Annotated in this window: 18 protein-coding genes and 1 tRNA gene; 2 read left to right on the top strand and 17 right to left on the bottom strand. The window is 63.2% G+C overall.

All coding sequences use genetic code 11. From position 1 onward, the window contains the following. Positions 1 to 233: 233 nt before the first annotated feature. From HMPREF1023_RS06390 to HMPREF1023_RS06380, 3 genes are all read right to left on the bottom strand, one after another. Positions 234 to 1,712, bottom strand: a complete 1,479-nt coding sequence (locus HMPREF1023_RS06390; RefSeq protein ID WP_009305377.1) for a L,D-transpeptidase family protein — start codon at positions 1,710 to 1,712, stop codon at positions 234 to 236. A 710-nt stretch (positions 1,713 to 2,422) separates the two neighbouring features. Further along, the gene (locus HMPREF1023_RS06385; RefSeq protein WP_009608508.1) at positions 2,423 to 3,400 is read right to left on the bottom strand and encodes a DMT family transporter; all 978 of its coding nucleotides are present in this window, start codon (positions 3,398 to 3,400) and stop codon (positions 2,423 to 2,425) included. 129 nt (positions 3,401 to 3,529) lie between these two features. Further along, positions 3,530 to 4,987, bottom strand: coding sequence for a helix-turn-helix transcriptional regulator (locus tag HMPREF1023_RS06380; RefSeq protein WP_009305375.1), 1,458 nt, complete (start codon positions 4,985 to 4,987; stop codon positions 3,530 to 3,532). 192 nt (positions 4,988 to 5,179) lie between these two features. Between HMPREF1023_RS06380 and HMPREF1023_RS06375 the strand changes: the two genes are divergently transcribed. After that, on the top strand, positions 5,180 to 6,838 hold the full coding sequence (locus tag HMPREF1023_RS06375) for an FAD-dependent oxidoreductase (RefSeq protein WP_009305374.1): 1,659 nt from the start codon (positions 5,180 to 5,182) through the stop codon (positions 6,836 to 6,838). A gap of 282 nt (positions 6,839 to 7,120) precedes the next feature. Beyond that, positions 7,121 to 8,845 (top strand): AarF/ABC1/UbiB kinase family protein, encoded by a 1,725-nt coding sequence (locus HMPREF1023_RS06370; RefSeq protein WP_009305373.1) that lies wholly within the window; start codon positions 7,121 to 7,123, stop codon positions 8,843 to 8,845. 20 nt (positions 8,846 to 8,865) lie between these two features. On the opposite strand, the gene HMPREF1023_RS06365 is transcribed toward HMPREF1023_RS06370, so the two are convergent. The 14 genes from HMPREF1023_RS06365 to HMPREF1023_RS06300 all read right to left on the bottom strand — a co-directional run bounded on the left by HMPREF1023_RS06365 (position 8,866) and on the right by HMPREF1023_RS06300 (position 22,069). Then, positions 8,866 to 10,077, bottom strand: coding sequence for a Fic family protein (locus HMPREF1023_RS06365; RefSeq protein ID WP_009305372.1), 1,212 nt, complete (start codon positions 10,075 to 10,077; stop codon positions 8,866 to 8,868). A 172-nt stretch (positions 10,078 to 10,249) separates the two neighbouring features. Next, a complete protein-coding gene (locus HMPREF1023_RS06360) occupies positions 10,250 to 11,062 on the bottom strand; it encodes a family 1 encapsulin nanocompartment shell protein (protein ID WP_009305371.1) in 813 nt (270 codons plus the stop codon). Positions 11,063 to 11,151: 89 nt separating this feature from the next. Beyond that, a complete protein-coding gene (locus HMPREF1023_RS06355) occupies positions 11,152 to 11,523 on the bottom strand; it encodes a demethoxyubiquinone hydroxylase family protein (protein ID WP_009305370.1) in 372 nt (123 codons plus the stop codon). A 315-nt stretch (positions 11,524 to 11,838) separates the two neighbouring features. Then, positions 11,839 to 13,101, bottom strand: coding sequence for a UV DNA damage repair endonuclease UvsE (gene uvsE / locus HMPREF1023_RS06350; RefSeq protein ID WP_009608514.1), 1,263 nt, complete (start codon positions 13,099 to 13,101; stop codon positions 11,839 to 11,841). A gap of 126 nt (positions 13,102 to 13,227) precedes the next feature. Then, positions 13,228 to 14,046, bottom strand: a complete 819-nt coding sequence (locus tag HMPREF1023_RS06345) for a TVP38/TMEM64 family protein (RefSeq protein ID WP_009305368.1) — start codon at positions 14,044 to 14,046, stop codon at positions 13,228 to 13,230. Between the two features lie 68 nt (positions 14,047 to 14,114). Beyond that, positions 14,115 to 15,713, bottom strand: a complete 1,599-nt coding sequence (locus HMPREF1023_RS06340; protein ID WP_009305367.1) for a HAMP domain-containing sensor histidine kinase — start codon at positions 15,711 to 15,713, stop codon at positions 14,115 to 14,117. Further along, positions 15,701 to 16,411 (bottom strand): response regulator transcription factor, encoded by a 711-nt coding sequence (locus HMPREF1023_RS06335; RefSeq protein WP_035578827.1) that lies wholly within the window; start codon positions 16,409 to 16,411, stop codon positions 15,701 to 15,703. Before HMPREF1023_RS06335 ends, HMPREF1023_RS06340 begins: the two co-directional genes overlap by 13 nt. Positions 16,412 to 16,528: 117 nt before the next feature. After that, complete coding sequence (locus HMPREF1023_RS06330; protein WP_009305365.1) at positions 16,529 to 17,014, bottom strand: universal stress protein; 486 nt, start codon at positions 17,012 to 17,014, stop codon at positions 16,529 to 16,531. A gap of 110 nt (positions 17,015 to 17,124) precedes the next feature. Further along, on the bottom strand, positions 17,125 to 17,967 hold the full coding sequence (locus HMPREF1023_RS06325) for a stress response protein nst1 (RefSeq protein ID WP_009305364.1): 843 nt from the start codon (positions 17,965 to 17,967) through the stop codon (positions 17,125 to 17,127). 227 nt (positions 17,968 to 18,194) lie between these two features. Beyond that, positions 18,195 to 19,046, bottom strand: a complete 852-nt coding sequence (locus tag HMPREF1023_RS06320) for a CPBP family intramembrane glutamic endopeptidase (protein ID WP_009305363.1) — start codon at positions 19,044 to 19,046, stop codon at positions 18,195 to 18,197. 209 nt (positions 19,047 to 19,255) lie between these two features. Beyond that, positions 19,256 to 19,486 carry a hypothetical protein gene (locus HMPREF1023_RS06315; protein WP_009305362.1) on the bottom strand — a complete coding sequence of 77 codons (231 nt, stop codon included), beginning with the start codon at positions 19,484 to 19,486 and terminating at the stop codon, positions 19,256 to 19,258. Positions 19,487 to 19,686: 200 nt separating this feature from the next. Next, a complete protein-coding gene (locus tag HMPREF1023_RS06310) occupies positions 19,687 to 20,517 on the bottom strand; it encodes a LytTR family transcriptional regulator DNA-binding domain-containing protein (RefSeq protein ID WP_009305361.1) in 831 nt (276 codons plus the stop codon). A 90-nt stretch (positions 20,518 to 20,607) separates the two neighbouring features. Then, a tRNA-Thr gene (locus HMPREF1023_RS06305) sits at positions 20,608 to 20,683 on the bottom strand. A gap of 111 nt (positions 20,684 to 20,794) precedes the next feature. Beyond that, the gene (locus tag HMPREF1023_RS06300) at positions 20,795 to 22,069 is read right to left on the bottom strand and encodes an ArsB/NhaD family transporter (protein ID WP_009305360.1); all 1,275 of its coding nucleotides are present in this window, start codon (positions 22,067 to 22,069) and stop codon (positions 20,795 to 20,797) included. Positions 22,070 to 22,166: the final 97 nt, after the last annotated feature.

The raw sequence follows: 22,166 nt of genomic DNA, 5'->3' as shown, positions 1-22,166 counted from the left end.
TGTGTCGAAGCCGGCCAGTCGGTTTCCGAGCCGGTTCTGCAAGTTTTTCGACTTTGTGGCAAGTTCCCACGAAAGACCGAAGCCCTCACCAGGCATTTTGCTTTTGCGGCAAAACGGGATGACGAAGCGCGCCGAAGCGCTGATGAGAAACCCCTGGTCGCTCATTGTCACGCGTGCCACAGAGTCGAAAAACTTGCAGAACCGGCTTCGTTTTCGACATTCCGCGTTCGCCCTTACCAGTGGCAGACCACGACGTCGCCGGACTGGATGATGCCGAAGAGGTCGGCGGCCGATCCGACGGGGAGGTTCACGCAGCCGTGGCTGCCGCGGCCCTGCTGGTACAATGTGCCGCCGAACGCGGCTTGCCAGTCGGCGTCGTGCAGGCCGATGACGTTGCCGACGAACGGCATCCAGTAGCGCACAGCGGATTCGTACTTCGAGCCGTCGAGGTTCGTGCCTTTCAGCACCGACGGGCTTGCTTTCTGGTTGAGCCAGAACACGCCCGTGGGGGTGTTGTGCGCGCCGTTCGGCGTGCCGCTGACGCAGGGGGCTTCCCAGATCAGCGTGCCGGTTTCATCGTAGAAGCGCACGTGCTGCTCGGAGAGGTCGATGTCGCAGTAGCGCGCCGACCAGTCCTGCGCGCCTGCGCCGTTGTACGCGGTGCCGGTGGTTTTGCAGGGGATGTCCACTGCGCCGACGGTTCCGTTCGCCACGCCTTCCTTCACGAGTTCGAGCAGCGCTTCGCCGTCGGTCAGCCAGCCGTACGGGCCGCCCGCCACGGTGATCACCTTGCCGTCGGGGCGCGTGTAGGTGCGCTCGGTTCCCACGGTGTCGCATGCGACTTCGAGCTGTTTCGCCCAGGCGACGAGCGCCTCCTCGTCGAGGGAGGGCGTAAGACTCTCGTCGAAGCTGATCCAGGTGGAGACGAGGGCCGGGTTGACCTCCGCGGCCACGTCGCCGCCCATCATCAGCTGCATATCGGCTTTGACTAGCTGGTTCGCAGCTTCGGCAGCGGCTTGGAGTTTCGGGTCGGTGGCGGGCACGGCGGGCTGCTGCAGCGCGTCGGCGGTCAGCTTGGCCGTGGGCTGCATCGAGGCGATGGCGGAGCCGATGGCTTTGGCCACTGCATCGGCGTCGAGGGCGGTGCCGGTCGCCTCGGGCTGCACGGCGAACGCGTTCTTCTGCTCGTCGAATGCGACGACCGCGTCCGTCGGCGGGGTGGCCGTGGCGTTGAACTCGTCGACGGCGGTGCGCACCGCGTTCGCGAGGCTGCTCCCGCTGGAGGCAGCCAAGCTGTCGGTTTCGTCGTGCTCGCGCGTGATTTCGAGCGGCCACAGCCAGGGGTTCGTGTTGCCCAGCGCGTCGGCGACGATGGCTTGCCCGTCGAATGAGACGCCCGCATCTTTCGCGGAGAGCTTCATCGAGAAGCCCTGCCCCGAAACTGCCACGGTGTAATCGCTCAAGGCGTCGTCGAGGATGGCTTGCACTTCGGACGACGTTTTCAGCGACACGTCGTGGTCCCCCAGCACGGTGTTCGGCATGAAGCGGTCGGTGAAGTAAAGGCTGCCGGCCACGTAGGCGATCAGCAGCAGGCCCACAATGGAGCCCGCGACGATACCGATGATCTTGGGCGCCGAGAAACGCCGTCGGGCGGTGGTTTCAGGCGAGCTTGCAGGAGCGGGCGTCTGGTCGGCGGGTGCGGCGTGTTTCATAAGGCGTCCTGGGTGATGAGGCGAATGTGCGTCGTCCTTGTCGAGCGCGTCGCCCCATTCTAAAGGAAACCATCTCGCCACGATAGGGTGAGTTATCTCATCACGGTAATCGGTTGAAGCTACGGGGCGTGTCGCGTATAATGCAGGCGAGCCGCAGGGAGCTGGTTACTCCCCACGGCCCTCGGACTTGCTTCGGCGGTTCGGATTTATTTGGGTCCCGGTTCGTCCCCTTGGGGCGACCGGGGTTTATCTTTCGACTGAACTTGCAGAACAAGCGCAGCCGCCTCCACTCCCAAGTTGCAGAGAGCAGCGAGCAAGCAGAGAACCTGCAAGATAACTCCGGTAAGGTCGAACACCAATCCATCCATAGAGGACACCCCCTTCCGTTATCTAGAATCGGAAATGGATGTAAAGAGGGTGCTATCCTCTCCGCCCAACAAGGCCGTGTCCCTAGTATAACGACCTCGTCTTACGCGCAGATGGCGCACGTCTAGCGCGAATCTTTCTCAATCTAGCGCTAATCTGACCCAGTTCTCACGCGAATTCCATGCGGGTTGCCCTTGGATCCAGCGCGGTTCTTGCGTGCTTTGCTGCTCAATCTAGCGCGTTTCCTGCGCCGCCAGATAGCGGCATCTCGAAGCGCCCGATGCTTCACGTGAAACATCGGGATGGGGCTTGGCAAGGTGATCGGCGGCGGAGAGGTGGAAAGGCTATGCTTCCCGCTCGGGGTCGTCTTCGAACGGGAAGGTTTCCGCTTCCTGCGGTTTCATCGCGCGCGCTCGGCGTTTCTTCTCTGCGCGCAAGGGGAGGTATTCGCTGATCACGATGCCGGCGAAGATGAGGGCGAACCCGGCGAACAGCGGGCCGGTGAGGATCTCGCCCAAGAACAGCACCGAGAACGTCACGCCGAACACCGACTCGGTTGCCAGGAACAGCGATGCGGGCGCGGGGTCGACGTGCGCGACGGCGAAGTTCTGCAGCAGCAGCGCGATGCACGAGGCGAACACGGCCAAGTACCCCAGGCTCACCCACGTGTCCAGCCCCAAGCTGGCGAACGCGGGCATGGGCTCGAACGCAAGCCCGGCGCCGAAGCCCAGAACGCCGGCCACCAGGAACTGCACGACCGTGAGCAGCGTCATGTCGCGACCGCGCGCGTACTTCGCCGTGTACAGCACATGCAGGCTGAGAAAGAACGCCGACAGCAGCGTGATCAGGTCGCCGAAGCGCAGCGAGAACCCCGAGAGCCCCGCGAACGAGACGCAGCCCACGCCGGCCACGCACACGAGGGCGGCGGCGATGTTGAAGCGAGTCGGGCGCGGCCCGCGCAGCGCCCATCCGAGAAACGGGATGATCACGCAGTACAGCGATGTGAGGAACGCGCTGTTCGAGGCGGTGGTGTCGGTGAGTCCCGTGGAGTTCGCCCAGTACGAGAGGAACAGGAACGCGCCCAGGATGGCGCCCTTTTTCAGGTGGTCGAGGTCCAGCGCTTTTCTGAACCGCGGCAACATGACGATGCCCAAAATGATGCCCGCCACGGTGAAGCGCACGCCGACGAGCCATGCGGGCGGGAACTCGTCGACGGTCGACTTGATGACCACGGTGCCCAATCCCCAGATGGCAGCCGCCACCAGGAGGAAGGCCTTGTACATCCAAAGAGGATGCTCGCTATGTTTCACGATGCGTGCCATAGTGCAGCATCATAGCATGGGCGCGGCTTGCAACTGCGACCTCGCCGGGAAACATCTTCGCCCGAAAAACACGCATTAGCCCTCTGTGGCGTGTTTTTCGGGCGAAGATGGGCTCGCAGAGCGGCGCCCTCACTCTTCGAACAGCGCGATGACGTCGGTTTTCGAGTGCACGCCCAGCTTGGCGTACAGGTGCCGCACGTGCGTCTTCACCGTGTTCTGCGACAGGAACAGCTCCTGCTCGATCTCGGCGCGGCTCTTCCGCTGGGCTATCAGCCCCATGATCTCGGTTTCACGGGCGGTCAGGTCGTACTGCGCGGCCAGGTCGTCGCAGCGGCTCATGAAGCGCTCGCGCGGTCCCGGCACGTGCAGCCGGTCGGCCAGCGACAGGCCCGACGCGCCCCAGTCGCCGTTCACGGACTTCTCGCTCATCCAGATGACCACGCACACCAGCACCAAGACGATGCCGGCCAAGGCGAACCCCGCGAGCGTCGTCGGATCCGCCAGCAGGTCGGTCTGCCACAGGGCGCGTCGCACCAGGATGCCTGCCAGCAGCGCAGCCTCGCTTGACGCGCGCGCGATGGCGAACAGCCGCAGGCTGGGAATCTCGAAGCGGTAGCAGATGTTCGCCAGCATGAGCAGCACGAAGAACGTGAACCATACGTAAGCGAACCGCATGAGCACCGACACGATGTAGCCCTGCATGGGGGCGACGAAGGGGATGACGGCGAATGCGACGACGGCAACCGGCAGTCCCACCTTCGCCAGGAAACGCGCGTCGAAGCGGTCGCGCTTCGAAACGGCCATCACGAGAATCACGACGCCCACGATGCCGGTGGCCGCGACGCGATGGATGGCGCCGACGTATTCCGTGGCCGAGAGGAACGCGCCTGAGAAGCTGGACAGCAAGCCTGCAATGGCCATGATCACGATGAGCTTCCACGGAATGGGGTAGTGCACCCCTTTCGCCACGGCGCGCTCGGTTGGCAACAGGCGAAAGCTCAGGTGCGCGCATGCCAGCGATGCGAGGGGCAGCAGTGCGGTGGCGATAACGCCGAACGGCGCCTCCATCGTGGAGATGAGGAACGACGCCGCGGCTGCCGCGATGCAGGACAGCGCGCCGTACATGAGCGTGCGCGTGGCTCCCATCTGGCTGTACGCTTCGGCCCACAGGCAGAACAGCACAGCGCCGCCTATGGCGGTGACGATGCTGGCAGGTATGATGACCGCCTCGCCGACCCCGCCGGGAATGAGCGCGAGGCCCACCGCCGCCGTGCCAGCCGTCGTAAGGGCGACCGCTGCCCACGAGAACGCCTTGTGCCTGCTCAGCCGCCCGATGCGCGGCGCGAATAGAACGAACGCGAGGAATGTGCCGATGTCGCCGATGCGCATGCCCGTGTCGAATGCCGAGCGCAGCGCGGGGTCGAACACGTCGCCCGGGAAGATGGAGGCGACGTGCGTGCAGCACAGCCAGGCGATGAGCAGGCCCATCCCCAAGAAGCGCAGCGGGTACATGAGCGCCGACAGAGGCTCGTCCTCGCCGGCCTGATCTGCGGGCGCCAGCGCGCGCACCACGTCGCTTGATTTCATGGGAACCTCCTGTTCGTCGTGTCATTGTACCAGGGGTGAGCGCAGGGGTGAACGCGGATTCACCCCTCGGCGCGCGACTTCACCCGCGACAAACCGCCTGATGCGAGGCATGCTTTCCTCAGCGCCTCGGGAGGGCGCGCCGCTCGATCGGAACGGTCGAGCGCACAGGGAATCCTTTAGGAGGGACCTCACATGGCTACTTTAAAGAACGGGCTTTCTCGTCGCAGCTTCCTCACGCTGGGCGGCGTTGCGGCGCTGGGCGGCGCGGCCGCGCTTGCCGGATGCGCCCCGCAAGCGTCAAGCAGCGCGAACGCCGACGCGAAGGGCGCGACCGACGACGCAGCTTCCGCGATGCAGACCGCCGATCAGACGAAGGAATGCGACATCGCCATCGTGGGCGCGGGCGGCGCGGGCATGTGGGCCGCGGTCGAAGCCGTGCGCGCCGGCAAGAGCGTCGTCGTCATCGAGAAGGGCGGTAACGTGGGCGTGGCCAACGGCTCGCTGGCGGGCGGCCCGTTCATGGTGGGCTCGAAGCTGCAGCAGGAAGCCGGCGTCGAGTTCACGGTGGAGGAAGCCTTCAACCATATTATGGAGTACGCGCACTGGTCCACGAACGCTGCGGCCGTCAAGGCAGCCGTCGCCATCTCCGGCGAGACGGTCGACCAGTTCACCGACGACTTCGGCGTGCCTACCGGCCTGCGTCCCGACAACTACGGCGCAGGGCATGCGTCCGTGCGCGCCAACTTCCAGAGCGACCCGAAGGACTCGAAGACGCAGGCCAAGGGCGAGGATCGCATGAAGCCCCTCCAAGAGTTCGTGGAAAGCAAGGGGGGCGAGTTCCTGTTCAACACGGCGGGCAAGCGCCTCATCATGGAAGACGGCGCATGCACGGGTGTGCAGTGCGAGGGCGACGGCGTGACCGACGTGAAGGCGAAGGCCGTCATCGTGGCCACGGGCGGTTTCCTGGGCAACGTCGACATGATGCGCGAGAAGTTCGGCACCTTCGTGAACCCGCTGGGCAACGTGCTGTCCGTGGGCGAGGGCATCGACATGGTGCAGGCTGCGGGCGGTCAGCTGTCCACGCAGTGGGGCATCGCGGGCAACGAGTTCACCGGCTCCAACCAGAAAGCCGACGGCCTGTACGACCGCAAGAGCGCCGCGTTCACCATCGGCATCTACGGCACGCTGCTGGTGAACAACCAGGGCCGCCGCTTCTCGAACGAGGGCAAGTTCGCGAATCTGCCGCTGGCGCTGGGCGGGGCCATCTCGCTGGTCGGCGGCAAGTACTACGCGGTGGTCGACCAGGCGTACGTGGACGGTTTGAATTCCGGCAAGGACGCGTGGACGCTGTGCGGCGCCGACGAGGTGAACTGGCGCACCGGCATGATGACGCTCAAGGACAAGCCGCTGGAGAACGTGCAGGGCAGCATCGATGATGCCGTGAGCGCCGGCTGGGCTTTCAAGGCCGACACCATCGAGGCGCTGGCCCAGGCCATCGACGCGCCCGAGCTGGTCGAGACGCTGGACGAGTACAACGGCTACTGCGCCGACGGCAACGACGAGCAGTTCTACAAGCCGGCTTGCTTCCTGCAGCCCGTGACCACCGGCCCGTTCTACGCATTCCAGTATGAGCCCAGCGCATGGGTGACCATCGGCGGCATCCGCACGAACGACCGTCTGCAAGCAATCGACGGCGAGGGCGTGGCCATCCCCGGCCTGTACGTGGCCGGCGCCGACAACGGCACGCTGATGAGCGCCCCGTACTGCGACTACGAAGGCTACTCGCTTATGTGCGCCTACTGCGGCGGCCGTCTGGCCGGGCAGTACGCCGTCGAGACGATCGACGCGTAAGCGGCAATGGCGTCGGCCCGGCATGCGGGATCGCCCGCATGCCGGCCGCTCGACCGATCATCCAATCCGACGGGGCGCACGCGTTCTCTCCCCTCCCTCCGCGTCGCGCCCCCTTCAACCGCCCCGGTCTGCGCAGGCCGGGGCGGCGTGCGTTTCCGCCCGTCTTCCTCCGGCTCGGCATCCGTCCGATAACCGCTGGGCAACCGGTGCACTCGCCGCATGGTGCCATGGTACGCTGGGTTGTCGAATGTAGGTCGAACAGGCGAGACGAGGAGGTGCGGCGTGGCCACGCTCAAGGAAGTGGCGCAGGTGGCCGTGGAGGCGCGACGCGACAAAGGGTCGGGGTCGGGGAAGCGCCTGCGCGAGATCGAGCGCATCCTGCGGCAGCATCGCGTGCTATCGGGCCTCACGCCGGAAAAGGCGACCAGCTTGCTTGAGGACTTGGGCCCCACGTTCGTGAAGATGGGCCAGATCGCGGCGAACCGCAGCGACGTCATCCCGCCCGCGTACGCCGACGCGTTCAAGCGGCTGCGCGCCGACGTGCCGCCCATGCCGTTCTCCACGGTGCTCGCCACCATCGAGGAATCGCTGGGGCATCCGTGGCGGGAAACGTTCTCGTGCATCGAGGAGAAGCCGCTCGGATCGGCGTCCATCGCCCAAGTGCACCGGGCGCGCATCGCGCCGCATGCGGTTGGCGATGCGGGAGCGGGCACCGGCGCCGCGGCGGTCCCGTTGCCTGCCGACGCTCCGAAGGCGGGGTCGTACGTGGCCATCAAGGTGCGTCGACCGCACGTGGTGGAGCAGATGACGCAGGATCTCGCGCTCATCCGCCAGGCGGTTGCGCTCGTAGGGCTCACCCGTGCAACCGACGGCATCAAGCTGTCGCTGGACGACCTGGTCACCGAGCTGGAGCGCACGACGCGCCAGGAGCTTGACTTCTGCGTCGAGCAGCACAATCTCGTGCGGTTCCGCCAGTTTCTCGACGATCAGCCGGGAGTGGAAAGCCCGCGCCCGTATCCGCACCTCAGTTCCGACGACGTGCTGGTCATGGACTTCGTCGAGGGCCCCATGATCAACGACGTTCCCGCCCTGCGCGCTATGGGCCTTGATCCGGCGAAGCTGGGCCAGCGCCTGGCCGAGAGCTTCGTGACGCAGATCGTGGACAACGGGTTCTTCCATGCCGACCCGCATCCGGGCAACATCCTCGTGCGCGGCGACGACATCGTGTGGATCGATTTGGGGATGGTGGGCCAGCTGTCGGCGCTCGAGCGCGCGCTGATCGGGCGCATGTTCCGCGCTGTGGCCGAGAACGATCCGTATGCGCTGATGGAAGCGCTGCTGGGCGCCGTGCGCTCGGAGGGGCCGGTCAACCACGGGCGGCTGCTCAGCCAGCTGGGCAACCTGCTGGTCTCGTACACCACGGTGAACCTGGCCGACATCAACGTGGGCTCGGCGCTGATGGACGTGTTCGGCGTGCTGCAGACGCAGAACCTGGCGCTGCCGCCTTCGTTCACCCTGCTGGCGCGCGGCATGGTCACCATCGAGGGCGTGCTGGTGGACATCGCGCCCGACACCAGCGTCATCGACATCATCGCCGCCCACGTGAAGCGCCGCGAGCGCACCTGGGAGGCGTTCGAAACCAAGGCGCGCGAGTTCGTCTCGACCGCGGCGACGTCCGCGCAGGCCGCGGTGCGCTTGCCCACCCAGGCATCGCACACGCTCGACATGATCGATCGCGGCCAGGTTCGCGTCGGCGCCGACCTCGGCATCCCGATCGACGCCATCGCCGCGCTCTACTCCGTCAGCGGGACGGTGGCTATGGCGCTCATCTCCGCCGGGCTGTTCATCGGATCGAGCCTGCTTGCTACCACGAACATGCACCCGCAGTTTCTGGGCGTGCCCCTGCTGGGCGTGTTGGGCTACGTGGGCGCGTTCGTCCTCGGTGCCTACGTGGTGTGGCGCAACCTCGTCATCCGCCACAGGCAAAAGAACGAGGAGAAGCTGTAGCGAGCTGCAACTCTACTCTGCTACTGCTGATCGGCGAGGCGCCTGAGGGCATCCAAGTCCATCCGATAGTACGTTTTACGTCCTTCTTTTTGCGCGACGAGCACACCGCGTTCTTTGAAGGGAGCGAGCTTCTTGTACATAGTCTGCCTTGATGCGTCGAACGTGTAGGTGAGTTCCGCCATGGTGATCCCGTTGAAGGCGAACAGCGCAGCTGTCACAAGAACGCTGGCGATTTCGATGGCCTTCTCGTCTTTTGCGAACACGATCTCCGCCATCCTCTCGCCCTCTTCGAGCATGTTTCGGAGCTCCCTCAGGGAATTGCGCATGCTTTCCATGGCGGAAACGATTATTTCCGAAAATGCTATCACGAACGGGGTCAGATCGCCCTTGTTCAAGGGGTGTTCGCAGACGGTGTACCCTCTATAGTATTTCTCAATGTCCTGCTTTACGGCATAAGAAAGCCGGAATCCAATCAATGGCTCGTACTCTTTCGACAAAACATAACTGCTGATAAATCTGTTTGTTCTGCCGTTTCCGTCGTAAAAGGGGTGGATGTAGCCGAAAAGAAAGTGGAACAGCGATACGCGAGCGATAGGTTCGATATCCGTATCATTCAGAATATCGAGCGCTTTCTCAAGGCAAAGAGTGATCTTCGATTCTGGCTCCATTCCCTTGTGAATGGGGATACCGGTGGCGTCGCATACTGATACAGGGCCTTTTCTGAAGAGGGTTCCGTCGGGAACGTGATCCGGATTGTCGCGTGCAACCTCGTCCAAGACCAAGTCGTCGTATATGCTTCTGACATCTGCGCAGGTGCAGATTGCGATGTCTTCCTCGCGGCTCAGCATTTGGTATTTTTGAACAAGACCGTGGAAGCGTCCACGTTTGTCGTTTTCTTCCAGTCGTTCGAGGACGTCTCCGATTTCGCGCCTTGTAGATCGTACGCCTTCGATTTCGTTGGTGATAACGATTTCATCGATAAGGTTCGACTCCCGATAGCTTTGTATCGCTTTCCCAGGCAAAGAGAGAATGAGCTGGTAGATCTCTTTGTCGATTTTTGCAGCATCGATTGCCGCCTGGTAGATCTCTGGAGTCATGACGAAAAACGCAGGGCTCCCGGATACGTCGAAACCGACTTTATGCGACTGGTCGGAATTGAACCTGGACTCGTATTCGGTAGCGTACGTCTTGGGATAACCGTGGAAGATTTTTCTTAGATCACGATACGCCATGTGTAGCCTTCTTTAACTCGATTCGATCGATTTACTCTAATAGAGTTAAAATTATACTACAAATTTAACTCTATTATAGGTAAAACAGCGGAATGAGTTAACGTGACAACAAAAACGAGCGACCCGCATCAAATGCAGGCCGCTCTCAAATGCTTTATGGACGCGCTCGGCGTTACGCGAATACCACGATGGCGGCGGGGTCCTTCACGCGGAGGGCGGCTGTTTCCATGATACGGAACGTGTGGTTGAAGTCCGCGAGCTCCAGGTAGCCAACCGACAGATCCAGGCCGATGGCAAGATCCAGGTACTCGGGCTCGGCGCACACGAGCACGGCCTTGCCGGGACCCATGACGCTGGTCATGTACACGTTGTCGCCGATGAGCTTCTTGATGCGGTCGATCTCCAGCAGACCGGTGTTCGGCTGCAGGCGCTGCAAGTCGAGGAACAGGTCGGGCGACACCACGAGCGCGTAGCGGCCCAAGTAGCCGGTCTTGGCTAGCTGGGCGACGCCGGCGGTGATATCGGCGAAGCTGTTTTCGCCCTGCGACCAGTCGCTCTTCTTGATTTTCGACGACCCTTTCACCGTGAGCAAGCCGTCGGTGCCCAGCGCCTTGCTGCCGTTGAGGATGAGGTCGTCCTCGCGGCGCGACGCCTTCTTGGCGGCGGCGATGGCCACGGACAGATCCAGCGGGTAGCCGGTCTGCGCGGCATACTCCATGTCGCGGCTGAGCAGGGTGAAGTCCTCGTAGAACAGCGGCAGCTCGAGCTGCGTGCGGCCGACGATGCGGCCGATGCCGTCCTCAAGCACCTCTTCCTTGTTCACGCCGTCGACGGCTACGGTGGTCACGCCGGCGCCCAGCGGGCCGAACACCTTGAGGAATCGACGGCAGGTCAGCTGGGCGCGGGCGGTGCCGATAACGGTTTCGTCGATGCGGTTCCACAGGCCGTCCGAAAGGTCGGCCGATTCGCGAGCGAGATAGTCCATGAGGGACTCCTTTCTTGAGAAGGCGGCAGCACGTACGAATGTTGCACGTGAAACATTCGTCGGCGGCTGCGCGCCGGAAGTCGGTTGCGTTAGGAAAGGTCGCCGACGGTGGGGGCGGGAGCGGGCTCCGCGGGCGCCGGGGCGATTTCGCCGTCGGTCTTGATGCCCAGCTCGGCCAGCTTCTCCTGCACTTCGCCTTCGCCTTCCAGGAAGAACTCCGTCTCCGTGGGGTCGAGGTGGCGCATCAGCGTGATGAGCTCGCCCATGTGGGCCTTCTCCTCGTCGCGGATGTCGGCCAGCACGGCCTTGGCGGCCGGGTCGTCGGTTGCCTGATAGTGGGCGTCGTACAGGAAGATGGCTTCAAGCTCGCCCGCGATGTCGATACGGAGCGCCTGCATGAGCTCGGTGTTCGTCATCTTGCGGTCGACGTTGCCTGCAAACGGATTGGGGAAACTGGGCATACGATCCCTCTCTTTCATGTTCGTCGCGCCGCCGTGATCGGCGGTGGTTCAGGTCTTCTCTCTGCCCGATATGATACTCCGATAATCAGGATTGAAATGTAACGATACCATTATTATTGATAATTATTCTCAATAACTACACGTTATAAACGAACCTACTCGGCGGTGTTTGCCCAAGCGAGCGAAGCGCTCAAGCGCCCTTGTTCGCTGCGGCTGAGGAAAGGGCGGGGCCTCGCATCGCCGTCAGGGCACGACGAAGGGGCGTCGTCCGATGCTTCGCGTAAAACATCCTCGCAAGCGCAAGTCGAAAGAAGGCTACAGCACGAAGTAGTAGGACTCCAACAGGTAAGGCTGGTCGTACTTCTCGGCGAGGGCGTGCAGCTTGCGCTTCGCGGCGGGGCGATCGTCGTGCTCCAGAAGGCGCTCGAACGCCGCGTGCTCGCGCGCGGTGGCGTGCGGCGCCACGTAGCCCCATACGTGCTGCGCGGCGTTGCGGAACGATCCCGGTTCCACAGGTGCGGCCAGCGCGCGTTCGACTATCTCGTAGAACGGAACGGTCGGCCACGTGCGCTTGTCCTTGAGCAGCGCCCGCAGGGCGAGGTAGGCTGCCTGGTCGTGTTCGAGCACGGCGTACTTGTAGCGCGCCCATTCGCGTTCGAGCCGGCTGAAGCGGCCGTGCTCGCTGGTGCAGAGGATGCATTTGATGGCGGAGAGGTTCTTGTCCTTCACTTCCAGCATGATGTCGGGCATGCCGAAGGAGCTGTCGGTCCGATGCTCTGCGAGCGATCGGTAGAACGCGAGAAAGGGCGCAAGCTCGATGGTGTCGGTGTGGCTGCCCGGCCTGCGACCAGGGGCTTGCTGCGCGTAGTGCATCTTCTGCGCGCCGTCCTCGGGCTTCCAGGTGGCGGCCGCCTCGTCCAACAGCGCTCGCCAGTCCGGCGCGTCGGGCTCGCGGTTCAGCTCGTGATGCAGCGTGTCGAACACCATGGGCGCTCCGGTTGCACGGCTGAGCGCCAACACGTCCTGGGCGGTGAACAGCCGGTCGTCGTTCTCGATGACGAGCCGTCGGCGCACCGCGAGGGGCAGCGTCGCGTACGCGTTGGCGAACCGCTCGAGCGCGCGAGGCTTGTCGCCGTACGCGCCGCCCACGTGCAGCACGATCTTTCCGCTCGCATCCATCCCGAGCGCGTCGAGGAACGCCGCGTGGTATGCCAGGTCGAGCTTCGCCCGCTCCACCACGTCGGCATCGGGCGAGTTCAACACGGTGTACTGGCCGGGGTGCATGCTCAGCCGGATGCCATGGCGCCGCGCCTTGCGCCCGAGCGCGGCCAGATGCGGCTCGAAGTCGCGCATCCAATCGAGCGCGTTCACGGGGCTCGACCCGAAGGGGATCACGTCCGAGCTGATGCGGAACAGGTGGATGCCGTTTTTCGCCTGGTAGTCGAGGGCGGCGTCCAGCGCGCGCAGGTTGCCGTCGATCGCCTGCGCCAGGCGGTCGGGCGTCGCCAGCCGCTGCACCACCGATTGCATGCGCGCGCCGGGCGCTGCCAGCGTCTTCGATGCGTACCCGATGCTCACGACGCCTCCCTTCGATCCGGTTTCCGCGCTACGATGGCTCATCTTACGCGCGTGCGGAGGGAAGCGGGATGCGCCCAGGTCACCGCCGGAGCACGATCCCGTGACGGAGTGGCGCTCGGCGCGCGCCTAGGCTCCCATTGCGTCAGCGCTAGAGGCCGCATCCTCGGCCGCGTCGCTGCGCTTCGCCAGCTGCCGGTACGCTATCACGCCCGCCGCGGCCAGCACCGCCGTCAGTGCGATCACGAGCGCCGCCCCCAGGTAATTGCCGTCGCCGAACGCGCCCGCCGCCAGCGTGGACGAGACGATGGAGGGGATGCGACCTACCGTGGTGATGGCCACGATGCGTCCGATGGAGCTAGATCCCAGTCCGGCCACATAGGTGAGCAGGTCTTTCGGCGTCCCGGGAATGAGAAAGCACAGGAACAGCAGCATTTCGAAACGTCGGGAGTCGCGCAGCCAGCGCATCGACGTGATCTTGTCGGGCGAGAAGAACAAGCCGACGATGCGGATTCCGAATGCGCGGACGAGCGCCATGACCGCCGCGGTTCCCAAGGCGCTGGCCACGAGGCACCACAGCGTGCCTTCCCAGAAGCCGAACGCGTAGCCCGCTCCCAGCTCAAGCGGTTCGCCGGGCAGGAACGCGAACACGACCTGCGCCATGTTGGCCAGCACGAACACGATGCGGCTGATCCAGCCGGTTTCGTCCACCCAGGCGCGGAAGCGCGGAGCGTCGGCAACGAAGGCAAGCAGCTCCGGCCCGTAGAGGACGCAGAACCCTGCGAGCCCCGCCGTCAGGGCCAGCAGCCCGACGATCACGGCAGCGCGCTTCTTCAGCAGGGAACGCCGGTCCGTCGCGATCGTCGCGTTATCGGGAGCGTTGCCGTGCGTACGAGGAAGCGGGGGCAGGGTGACGGTCGAAGTTCGCAGCGGGGCGGTGTCTTCCATGGGATGCTCCGTTTCTCGGGTGCGTTCGGTACGCTTCCGATGGTACGGAGCAAATATCTACCGACTGTCTACTCGGCGCAGAAATCCAGGGAGAATCGCGCGACCACGCGCGCGCCTCCCCCCCCCTCGCGGTTCTCCAGCGTTACGCCGCCGCCGTGCTTCTCGCACATGAGCGACGCGATGTTCAGCCCCAGGCCGAAATGCTCTGCCGAGGGCACCTCGCTGAAGAAGGGCGCGCAACCGCGTTCGAGCGCGGCGTTCGAAAAGCCCGGCCCGTCGTCTTCCACCATGAGAACCAGCGCGCCGTCACGCACGTCGAGGCGAGCGTCCACTTGGGACGACGCATAGCGCATGGCGTTGTTCAGCAGGTTCTCGGCCACCTCGCCCACGATGGCCTGATCCACGCATAGCTCTGGCCGCTCGCGGTCGCAACGTGCGCTCACCGACAGCGCGAAGGTCCGGTCGGCGTGCGCAGCAAGCCCCGTTCCGGCGTCCTCCACCATGCCCGCCACGCTGTCGAACCTGGTCGGGCGCGCAACGACGGCGCGGTCTTCCAGCTTTTGCAGCCCGCTCATAGCGGCGACGTAGCGCTCAAGGCGTTCCACCTGCGCGGCCAGCGAGGCGACGGAGGCCGTCAGGCGATCGGCGGGCACGTTGCCGGACTGCACGTGCGCGTCCAGCAGCTCGATCTTGCCCTTGAGGATGGTGAGCGGCGTGCGCAGGTCGTGCGCGAACGCGGCGTTCAGGCGCTTGCGCTCCTCGGCCGTGCGCCACAGCGCGCGCTGCGATTCGGCCAACGAGGCGCGCATGGCTTCGAACGACGAAGCTAGATGGCCCAGCTCGTCATCTCGATCGTACGACACGGAGAACTCGAGGTTCTGCTCGGCGATGTTGGACGCTGCTCGGTCGAGCACATCGAATCCAGGTTGGAGGCGCTTGCCGAAGAAGCGCCGCGCCGCTGCGAAGATGCATAGGCCGAACCACAGTGGGAACATGAGGAACGTTAGCAGCTCGAGTGCCGAGGACAGCGCCTGCGCCTCCTCCGATGGGGGCGTGTTCACGTAGTAACCCACTGCGGAAGTGAGCAGTCCGACGGTGTTGCCGTCCTGGCTGTCTCCGTCGAAGAACGACGTGTAGGGGCTATCAGGGTTGGCAGCCAGCCAGGCATCGAACCGATCGCGCGCTTTCGCGTCATAGGCGGGCAGCTCGGCGGGCGTGAGCTCGGTTTGGTCGGGCGCTTCGGGCGTTTCGACGCTGAGTGCGTCGTCGTTGGCGGAACCATACAGATACGCCGTCCCCGGCGAGTACTGGTAATCGCTCGCGTCAGTGATCTCCACGAGCGACGACAAGTCTGTCAGCGGCATCTCGGTCATCTCGCCGCGCACGGTTTGAACGAACACGCTGCTGCCGTTCTCGTCGATATCCACGGCGCGCGCGGGAACGAGCGTCCGGTTGTGCGCATCGTAGAGGTAGAGCCCCGAGATTTCGTACGCGTCTGCGATCACCCGGTGCTGCAATCCGCTGAACATCCCGGCCGTCACCGTGGACATCACCAGCGCCAGCAGCAAGAACCCCAGCATGTACACCATGAACGACGTTTTGAGCGACGCGTGGTGCCAACGCGCCCGCAAGGCGTCGAGGCGTTCGGCGCCCCTTACGCGCGCCATCGGTACCCCATGCCCCATACCGTTTCCACCGGGTCGGGTTCGGCGCCCGCTGCGGCCAGCTTCTTGCGGATGCGCCGGATGTGCTCGGTCACCACCTGCGAATCGCTCTCGTTTTCCCAACCGCCTACGCGCTCGTGGATGCGGTCGCGATCGAACACTTGGCCGGGATGCTTCGACAGGAATGCGACGATGTCGAACTCGCGCCGCGTCAGCTCCACCGGCCGTCCGGCCGCTGTCACGGTGCGCGAGCGGTAGTCGATGGCGATGTCGCCGTCGAAGCGTACTTCGGCGCGCACGTGCTGGCGGTTGTCGCGGGCAAGATGCGCCTTCACGCGCGCTCCCAGCACGGCTAACGAGAACGGTTTCAGCACGTAGTCGTCGGCACCGGCTTCAAAGCCCTCCAGCGCGTCGACGTCCTCGACGTGTGCGGTGAGAAACAGGATAGGGCAGGTGAGATGCTCGCGTAGGCGGCGGCACACGGCGTAGCCGTCCATAAGCGGCATGCCCACGTCCAGCACGATGAGGTCGGGGCTCTGTTCGGCGCGTTTGAGCGCGGTTGCCCCGTCTTCGGCGGTGAGCACGCGGTAGCCTAAACCCGTGAAGTACTCGTCCAAAAGCGCGACGATTTCCGGCTCGTCGTCGACCACCAGCAGCGTGGCCTCGCCGTTCCGCTCGATGGCCGCTTTCTGTTCGCTCACGTTCTTCTCGCTCCTCCGCATTCGTCTTGCCGCGCATATACGGAGGAGCATAGCACGAGAATGTCAAGAAACCATCAACAGCCCCTGGGCGCCGCTCGCTCGGGATGACAGCTCGTCCTACTCGTTCGTGCCTTCCTTGACGATGAGCACCGGAACGTCGGCGTTGCGCAGCACGTAGCTGCTGACGCTGCCCAAAATGCCGCGCAACGCGCCCAGACCCCGCGAGCCCATGACGATGAGGTCGCACAAGTTGTCGATGGCGTACGTCACGATTTGCCCGCCCGGCTGCGTTTCCTGCAAAAGCTCGATGTACACTTTGTTCATGAGGCCGCTCAGCAGCGGGTCTATTTCGCGATGCAGCGCCTTGCTGGCTTCCTCGGTGACCTCCTCGTAGGTTTTCTGGAGCATCGCCGACGAGGCGACGGTCTGTTCGTCGCGCCCTTCGGCTTCCAGCTTGTCGATGGCAAGCTGATCGGTGTCAATGATCTGGACGATGCGAAGGGTCAGTCCGGGGTCGTCCTTCGCGAACCGCACCGCTTCCGCAAGGGCTGCTTTGGACGAAGCCGATCCGTCGTAGGGGATCATAATATTGTCGTACAGCATGGTGCATCCTCTCTCGCGAAGGTTGCTCGATACGCCCAGTATACCAGCGTCGTGCGGGCGAACGCGGCGGGGATCGGCTCCGCGAGGCACGCAAAGGGGGCGTCCGGTCCCTACGCCGAAGCGGGGGAAACGAATTCGTAGCTTGTTTGGGACTCCATCTCGTCCAAAAGAGGTTCGCCGCCCTTGACGAAGCGGATACGCGCGGGTACGGAAGGGCTTTCGTGAATCGTGCGATCCATCAGACCCTGGGCGGGTGCTTGCAGCTTGTGCCCGCGATCGTCAAGCACCTCCACCCGCAGGCTCATATCGCCCTGCCGCACTTCCGCCATCGTGGGCGTATGCTCCACGATGCGCACGCCCCGGTACGTGGCGAAGCGGTATTCCGTCTCGCCGAGCGCGACTATGCCGATACAGCCGGTGAAGCGGATCGGACCCAGCGGTATTTCGGCGATGGCCAGCATGACGGAGGCGTCTTGTCGAACGTCGAGGCACTGCATCCAGAAATAGCTGCGGGGAAACGTGTGGCCGCGGTCGCCTTCCATATAGCCGATGCCGTTGCGAATATCTAGCGCGTCACCGTTGAGGCGGATCGATCCGGTCACCTGGTGCCGCATGCTGAACACGGTATGCTTCGTTTCCATGGGCACGTAGGCGAACGGCCCCATGATGTCCGAGCGCAGCGGCAGCAGATGATCGTAGCGAACGCTTCCTACCAACTCGAAATCCGGTTCGTCGATGCGCAGCTGCATTCCGTACGGCGTGAACAAGCTGTCGCCGATTCGCATGCTGCCGTCGGTGCGGTCGAACGCCTCCAGGGGGTACGGCAAGAAGCGCGAGCCGCGGTTGGAGACCACCTGGATGAATGCGGAGTCCTGCGCGCGCCCCGGTATCACGGCCAGCACGTCTTCGCCTTGCTGCTGTTTCATGTACCAGCCTTCGTAGTAAGGTTTCATGGCGCGCTCCTCCGGTTGCCTTCGGTCGGGTCGTCCGGCGATAGTACCACCGGTAACGCTCGGCGCTTATTCCGTTAGCGGAAGCGTAAGGAGGACGAAGAAGGACGGTGATCCGAGTTAGCGCAGCAACGCGAGAAAGAGCGTGAACCTTAGGTGGAAAGGCGGTCGTTTTCGCGAGTAAAGATAGCGCGCGAAGCCGTTGGGGCTTCGCGCGGATTCAAAGTCGCTCAAGACCACCTATCGGCAAAGGGGCCTTTGCAGGGGACTTCGACTTGCTTGAGCATGCGCACCGTCGAGACGATGATGGGGATGTACAGCAGGAAGAACACCCCGTACATGACGACTGATGCGCTGGCCATCATCGCGTCGTTGTTGACGTACGTGGTGGACGTGGTGCCGGAAAAAAGCGCGTCGCCCAGCATCACGAAAAGGTCGTTGAGGCCATGAACCAGCGCGATGCCCCAGATGTTACGCGTTTTCAGGAACAGGGCGGCCAGAAACGCGCCCAGGATGCCGGCTTGCAGGGTTTTGAGCGCCGCTTGGGCCATGTCCAAACCGGTGACCACTTGGCCGTTCATGATGGACGGCGTCACATGGACGAAGCCGAAGATCAGCGATGAGACTATCACGGCTCCGATCAGACCTCGACGCGTCTCGCCGAAACGAGCCAGCAGCCCGCTGAAAACGATGCCGCGGAACAAGCCCTCTTCGAACGTGCCCACAAGCAGGCAGAGCATGATGACCAGCGCCAGCTGCAAGGGCCAGTCGGACACCATCCCCTCGTTTTTCATTGCGGTGCCGAGCAGAACGAACACGCCCATGACCAGCGCTACGACCAACGGGTAGATAGACTTCTTGAACGAGAGGCCGATGCTTTTGGCGTTGGGCACGATGATGTTGCATCCTGCCGCGACGGCCATGATGGCGAACATGACGATGGTCAATCCCAGGCGAATGAACATCATGTTCGCCAAAGACCCGTCGGATGGCACGAACCAGATCACGGCCAGTCCGATGGCGAGCCCGACGGCGGTTACGAGCAGCGGATGGGATCGTGCAAACGTGCGTATCGTCGACATGCGGTTCCTCTTTCATTGGCAGGGTCGAAATAATGAAGCATGCGAGATTGTAACCGGGTAGCAGGACGATTTTCAGATGCGCGGAACGAACGCCCCTTCAAACGAAACGAACGACCTCTTTCGAAGAGTCCCATCGGTGGAAGAGCTTGTCATACGGCTTCTCAACGCCCGTCGCTCTTGCCATTGCCGGTACCGTCCCTTGGTTCTCCCTACGTTGGATCGGGATTCGGAGAAGTTGAGGCTCCGAACGGCGTACCGCAATCGGGGCATATCAGCGCGCTGCTGGTTTTCGTGACCGTTTTCGCTTCATGGCATCTGGTGCAGAAGAAGACGATCTGGTCGGGGCAGCTAATACCGCCCGATGCCTGGTCGAGGTCGTCATCGTCAAGCTCCATACCTTTGTCGGAAAAACAGGCGGCGAGCTTTTCGTCGTCTATCATGATCGAATCGCCGCCCTTCCGATCGCATTGCGGAACATTCCTATTCCGAAATCCCCATATACCACTGGATTATAGATCGAACCGCCGGCAAAGAGCGATCCCCTGAGAACGAATGCCCGTTCAAACGCAACGAACGCAGCGGTCGGCAGATTGCTCTGGCATGTTGCGCGGGAGAGGTCGGCGTCGCGCGACGAGGTGTGCTACAAGGTCAGTTCGAACGATTGCTTGATCTCCCGGCTGCGTCGCTCCGCGATGGGGTAGGAGGAGCCGTCGTCGAGCAGCGCCTGATGATCCTCGATGCTGGCGATGCGCCCGCGATGCACCAGACAACTGCGGTGCAAGCGAAGGAAGTCCTTTGCAGGCAGTTCCTTTTCCAGGCTTGCCAAGGCGCCTCGCACCGCGAACTTTCCGTGCGCATGCCTGATGACGCAGCGTGGACCGTCGGATTCTATAGCGTACAGTTCGTTGGGATGCAGAACGTGAACGTCTCCGTCCGTGTCTCGGAAGCTGAGCTTGCCGGCGCCGGATCCCTGGGCATCGAAGTGCTCGTACAGGAATTCGATGGCGTTCTGGCCAGGATCGAGCGAAGGCAAGAGCGGGTTCGCATCGGTGGCGTTCGACACGTGCAGATGCACGATGCGAGGTCCGTCCGGCGTAGGGGCCCATACGTAGGTAGCATGTTGCTTGAACGGCATGCTGCGCTCTCCGCCGGCCGACACGACGAGCAGCGTATAGCGTGCCGAGACGATCCAGGTGTTGGCGCGTTTACGGGCGCGCCAACGCTCGTCTGCCAATGCGAGCCGTATGCTGTACTCGGGTCGTAGGATGTCTTCCATGGTCTTCTTGTCCGAGGCGGTTTGACAGCTGAACGGACCCAGCCATTCAACATCGTCGGCCATATAAGCTAAGGCGGCATCCATGTCCCGCACTACGAAATGGTTGACGAGCGATCGTCTGCATAGCTCGATGACGGCGCGATCTTTGGAGAGCTGTTCAGCGACGAGCGCCTCGCTGCCGTTCGCTTTGGACATGAGCTCATCTCCTTCCAGGGCGCTGAAAGAAAAACTCCGGAAACAAAAGCAGGTCAGGCAACTCTCATCGCCTGACCTGCATTCTTTTTCTGGAGCCAACGAGCGGATTCGAACCGCTGACCTACGCATTACGAGTGCGTTGCTCTACCAGCTGAGCCACGTTGGCATACGGCTTCTAAGCGAAGCGCGAGTAAGCAGTATATCCGAACCCCCGCGCTCCTGCAAGGGGTTGAGGCGAGTTTTTCGCTCGTGTCGGTTGCGCCTCGCGCCCGTGCGCTTACGCTGGAGGGAAGCGCACCACCAGGTATACGCCGGCTATCAAAATGGTGAGCAGCATGATGGGGAAGCCGGTCTTGAAGAACTTCGCGAACGTGATCTCGTACCCGTGCTTCTTGCTGATGTCGGACAGCACCACGTTGGCGCTGGCGCCGATGAGCGTGCCGTTGCCGCCCAGGCAGGCGCCCAGCGACACGGCCCACCACAGCGGCGTGACGTCCATGCCGGTGGATTCCATGGCCAGCAGGATGGGGATCATCGTGGCCACGAACGGGATGTTGTCCAGGAAGCTGGAGATCACGGCCGAGCCGATGAGCAGCACCAGCATGGTGATGAACACGTTGCCGCCGGTTGCGTCGATCAACCCGTTCGCCAGCATGCCGATGACGCCGGTCTCGGCCAGCGCGCCCACGATGACGAACAGGCCGGCGAAGAACGACAGCGTGGTCCACTCCACGTTCGACAGCGCTTCCTCGATGCTTTCGCCCGAGATCAGCATGATGATGCCCGCGGCGCCTAGCGCGATAATGCACGATTCCAGCCCCAACGCGCCATGCGCCATGAACCCGACCACCACCAGGGCGGTCATCACCACGCTTTGCTTCAGCAGCCGCCGGTTCTTGATCTGCGCGTGCTCGTCCAGCTCCATGATGCGGGCCTTGTGCTCGTCGTCCACGTTCATCTTGCGGCCGTATAGCGCGTAGAACACGCCGAGGATCGCGACGAGGATAATCGCCACGGCGGGCGCATCGTACAGGATGAAGTCGAAGAACGAGTATCCGGCTGCCGAGCCGATCATGATGTTGGGCGGATCGCCGATGAGCGTTGCGGTGCCTCCGATGTTCGACGCGAGTATCTCGGTCATGAAGAACGGGATGGGGTTGACGTCGAGCAGTTTGCATACGGTCAGCGTCATGGGCCCGATGAGCAGCACGGTGGTCACGTTGTCCAGGAATGCTGAAAGTACGGCCGTGAGCAGCACGAACAGTAGCATGATCTTCCAAGGGTCGCCTTTTGCAAGTCGTGCGCACTTGATGGCAAGGAACTCGAACACACCCGACAGCTTCACTACCGACACGAACAGCATCATGCCCAGCAGCACGCCCAGGGTATTGAAGTCGATGTGCTCCATGGCCGCGTCGAACGGCATGACATGCAGGGCCAACACGATCATCGCGCCCGTGATGGCCGCGAGCGACCGGTGCAGCTTCTCGGTCATGATGGTGATCATGACCACGACGAACACAGCAACGGCAACGATTTGGCTAACGTCCATGAAGCACCGCCGACCCCTCTTTCTGAAACGGTCGCACCCATGCGCGGCCCACGTACTTTACTATAGCAATGTCTATGTTGAGGAAACAGGTGGTTTC

Origin of the sequence: Eggerthella sp. 1_3_56FAA (genome assembly GCF_000185625.1) — a bacterium.
GTDB classification, from domain to species: domain Bacteria; phylum Actinomycetota; class Coriobacteriia; order Coriobacteriales; family Eggerthellaceae; genus Eggerthella; species Eggerthella lenta.
The sequence above is the reverse complement of the archived record's forward strand: the minus strand, read 5'-3'. Positions and strand labels throughout refer to the sequence as shown.

What these genes read in the sequence shown, in the direction of transcription:
- HMPREF1023_RS06340 (WP_009305367.1), bottom strand. Translation starts at nt 15,713, where the DNA reads ATGGCGCGCGTAAGGGGCGCCGAACGCCTCGACGCCTTGCGGGCGCGT.
- HMPREF1023_RS06365 (WP_009305372.1), bottom strand. Translation starts at nt 10,077, where the DNA reads ATGGCGTATCGTGATCTAAGAAAAATCTTCCACGGTTATCCCAAGACG.
- HMPREF1023_RS06355 (WP_009305370.1), bottom strand. Translation starts at nt 11,523, where the DNA reads ATGCCCAGTTTCCCCAATCCGTTTGCAGGCAACGTCGACCGCAAGATG.
- HMPREF1023_RS06385 (WP_009608508.1), bottom strand. Translation starts at nt 3,400, where the DNA reads ATGGCACGCATCGTGAAACATAGCGAGCATCCTCTTTGGATGTACAAG.
- HMPREF1023_RS06345 (WP_009305368.1), bottom strand. Translation starts at nt 14,046, where the DNA reads ATGGAAGACACCGCCCCGCTGCGAACTTCGACCGTCACCCTGCCCCCG.
- HMPREF1023_RS06330 (WP_009305365.1), bottom strand. Translation starts at nt 17,014, where the DNA reads ATGCTGTACGACAATATTATGATCCCCTACGACGGATCGGCTTCGTCC.
- HMPREF1023_RS06375 (WP_009305374.1), top strand. Translation starts at nt 5,180, where the DNA reads ATGGCTACTTTAAAGAACGGGCTTTCTCGTCGCAGCTTCCTCACGCTG.
- HMPREF1023_RS06390 (WP_009305377.1), bottom strand. Translation starts at nt 1,712, where the DNA reads ATGAAACACGCCGCACCCGCCGACCAGACGCCCGCTCCTGCAAGCTCG.
- HMPREF1023_RS06300 (WP_009305360.1), bottom strand. Translation starts at nt 22,069, where the DNA reads ATGGACGTTAGCCAAATCGTTGCCGTTGCTGTGTTCGTCGTGGTCATG.
- HMPREF1023_RS06315 (WP_009305362.1), bottom strand. Translation starts at nt 19,486, where the DNA reads ATGATAGACGACGAAAAGCTCGCCGCCTGTTTTTCCGACAAAGGTATG.
- HMPREF1023_RS06320 (WP_009305363.1), bottom strand. Translation starts at nt 19,046, where the DNA reads ATGTCGACGATACGCACGTTTGCACGATCCCATCCGCTGCTCGTAACC.
- HMPREF1023_RS06310 (WP_009305361.1), bottom strand. Translation starts at nt 20,517, where the DNA reads ATGTCCAAAGCGAACGGCAGCGAGGCGCTCGTCGCTGAACAGCTCTCC.
- HMPREF1023_RS06380 (WP_009305375.1), bottom strand. Translation starts at nt 4,987, where the DNA reads ATGAAATCAAGCGACGTGGTGCGCGCGCTGGCGCCCGCAGATCAGGCC.
- HMPREF1023_RS06325 (WP_009305364.1), bottom strand. Translation starts at nt 17,967, where the DNA reads ATGAAACCTTACTACGAAGGCTGGTACATGAAACAGCAGCAAGGCGAA.
- HMPREF1023_RS06360 (WP_009305371.1), bottom strand. Translation starts at nt 11,062, where the DNA reads ATGGACTATCTCGCTCGCGAATCGGCCGACCTTTCGGACGGCCTGTGG.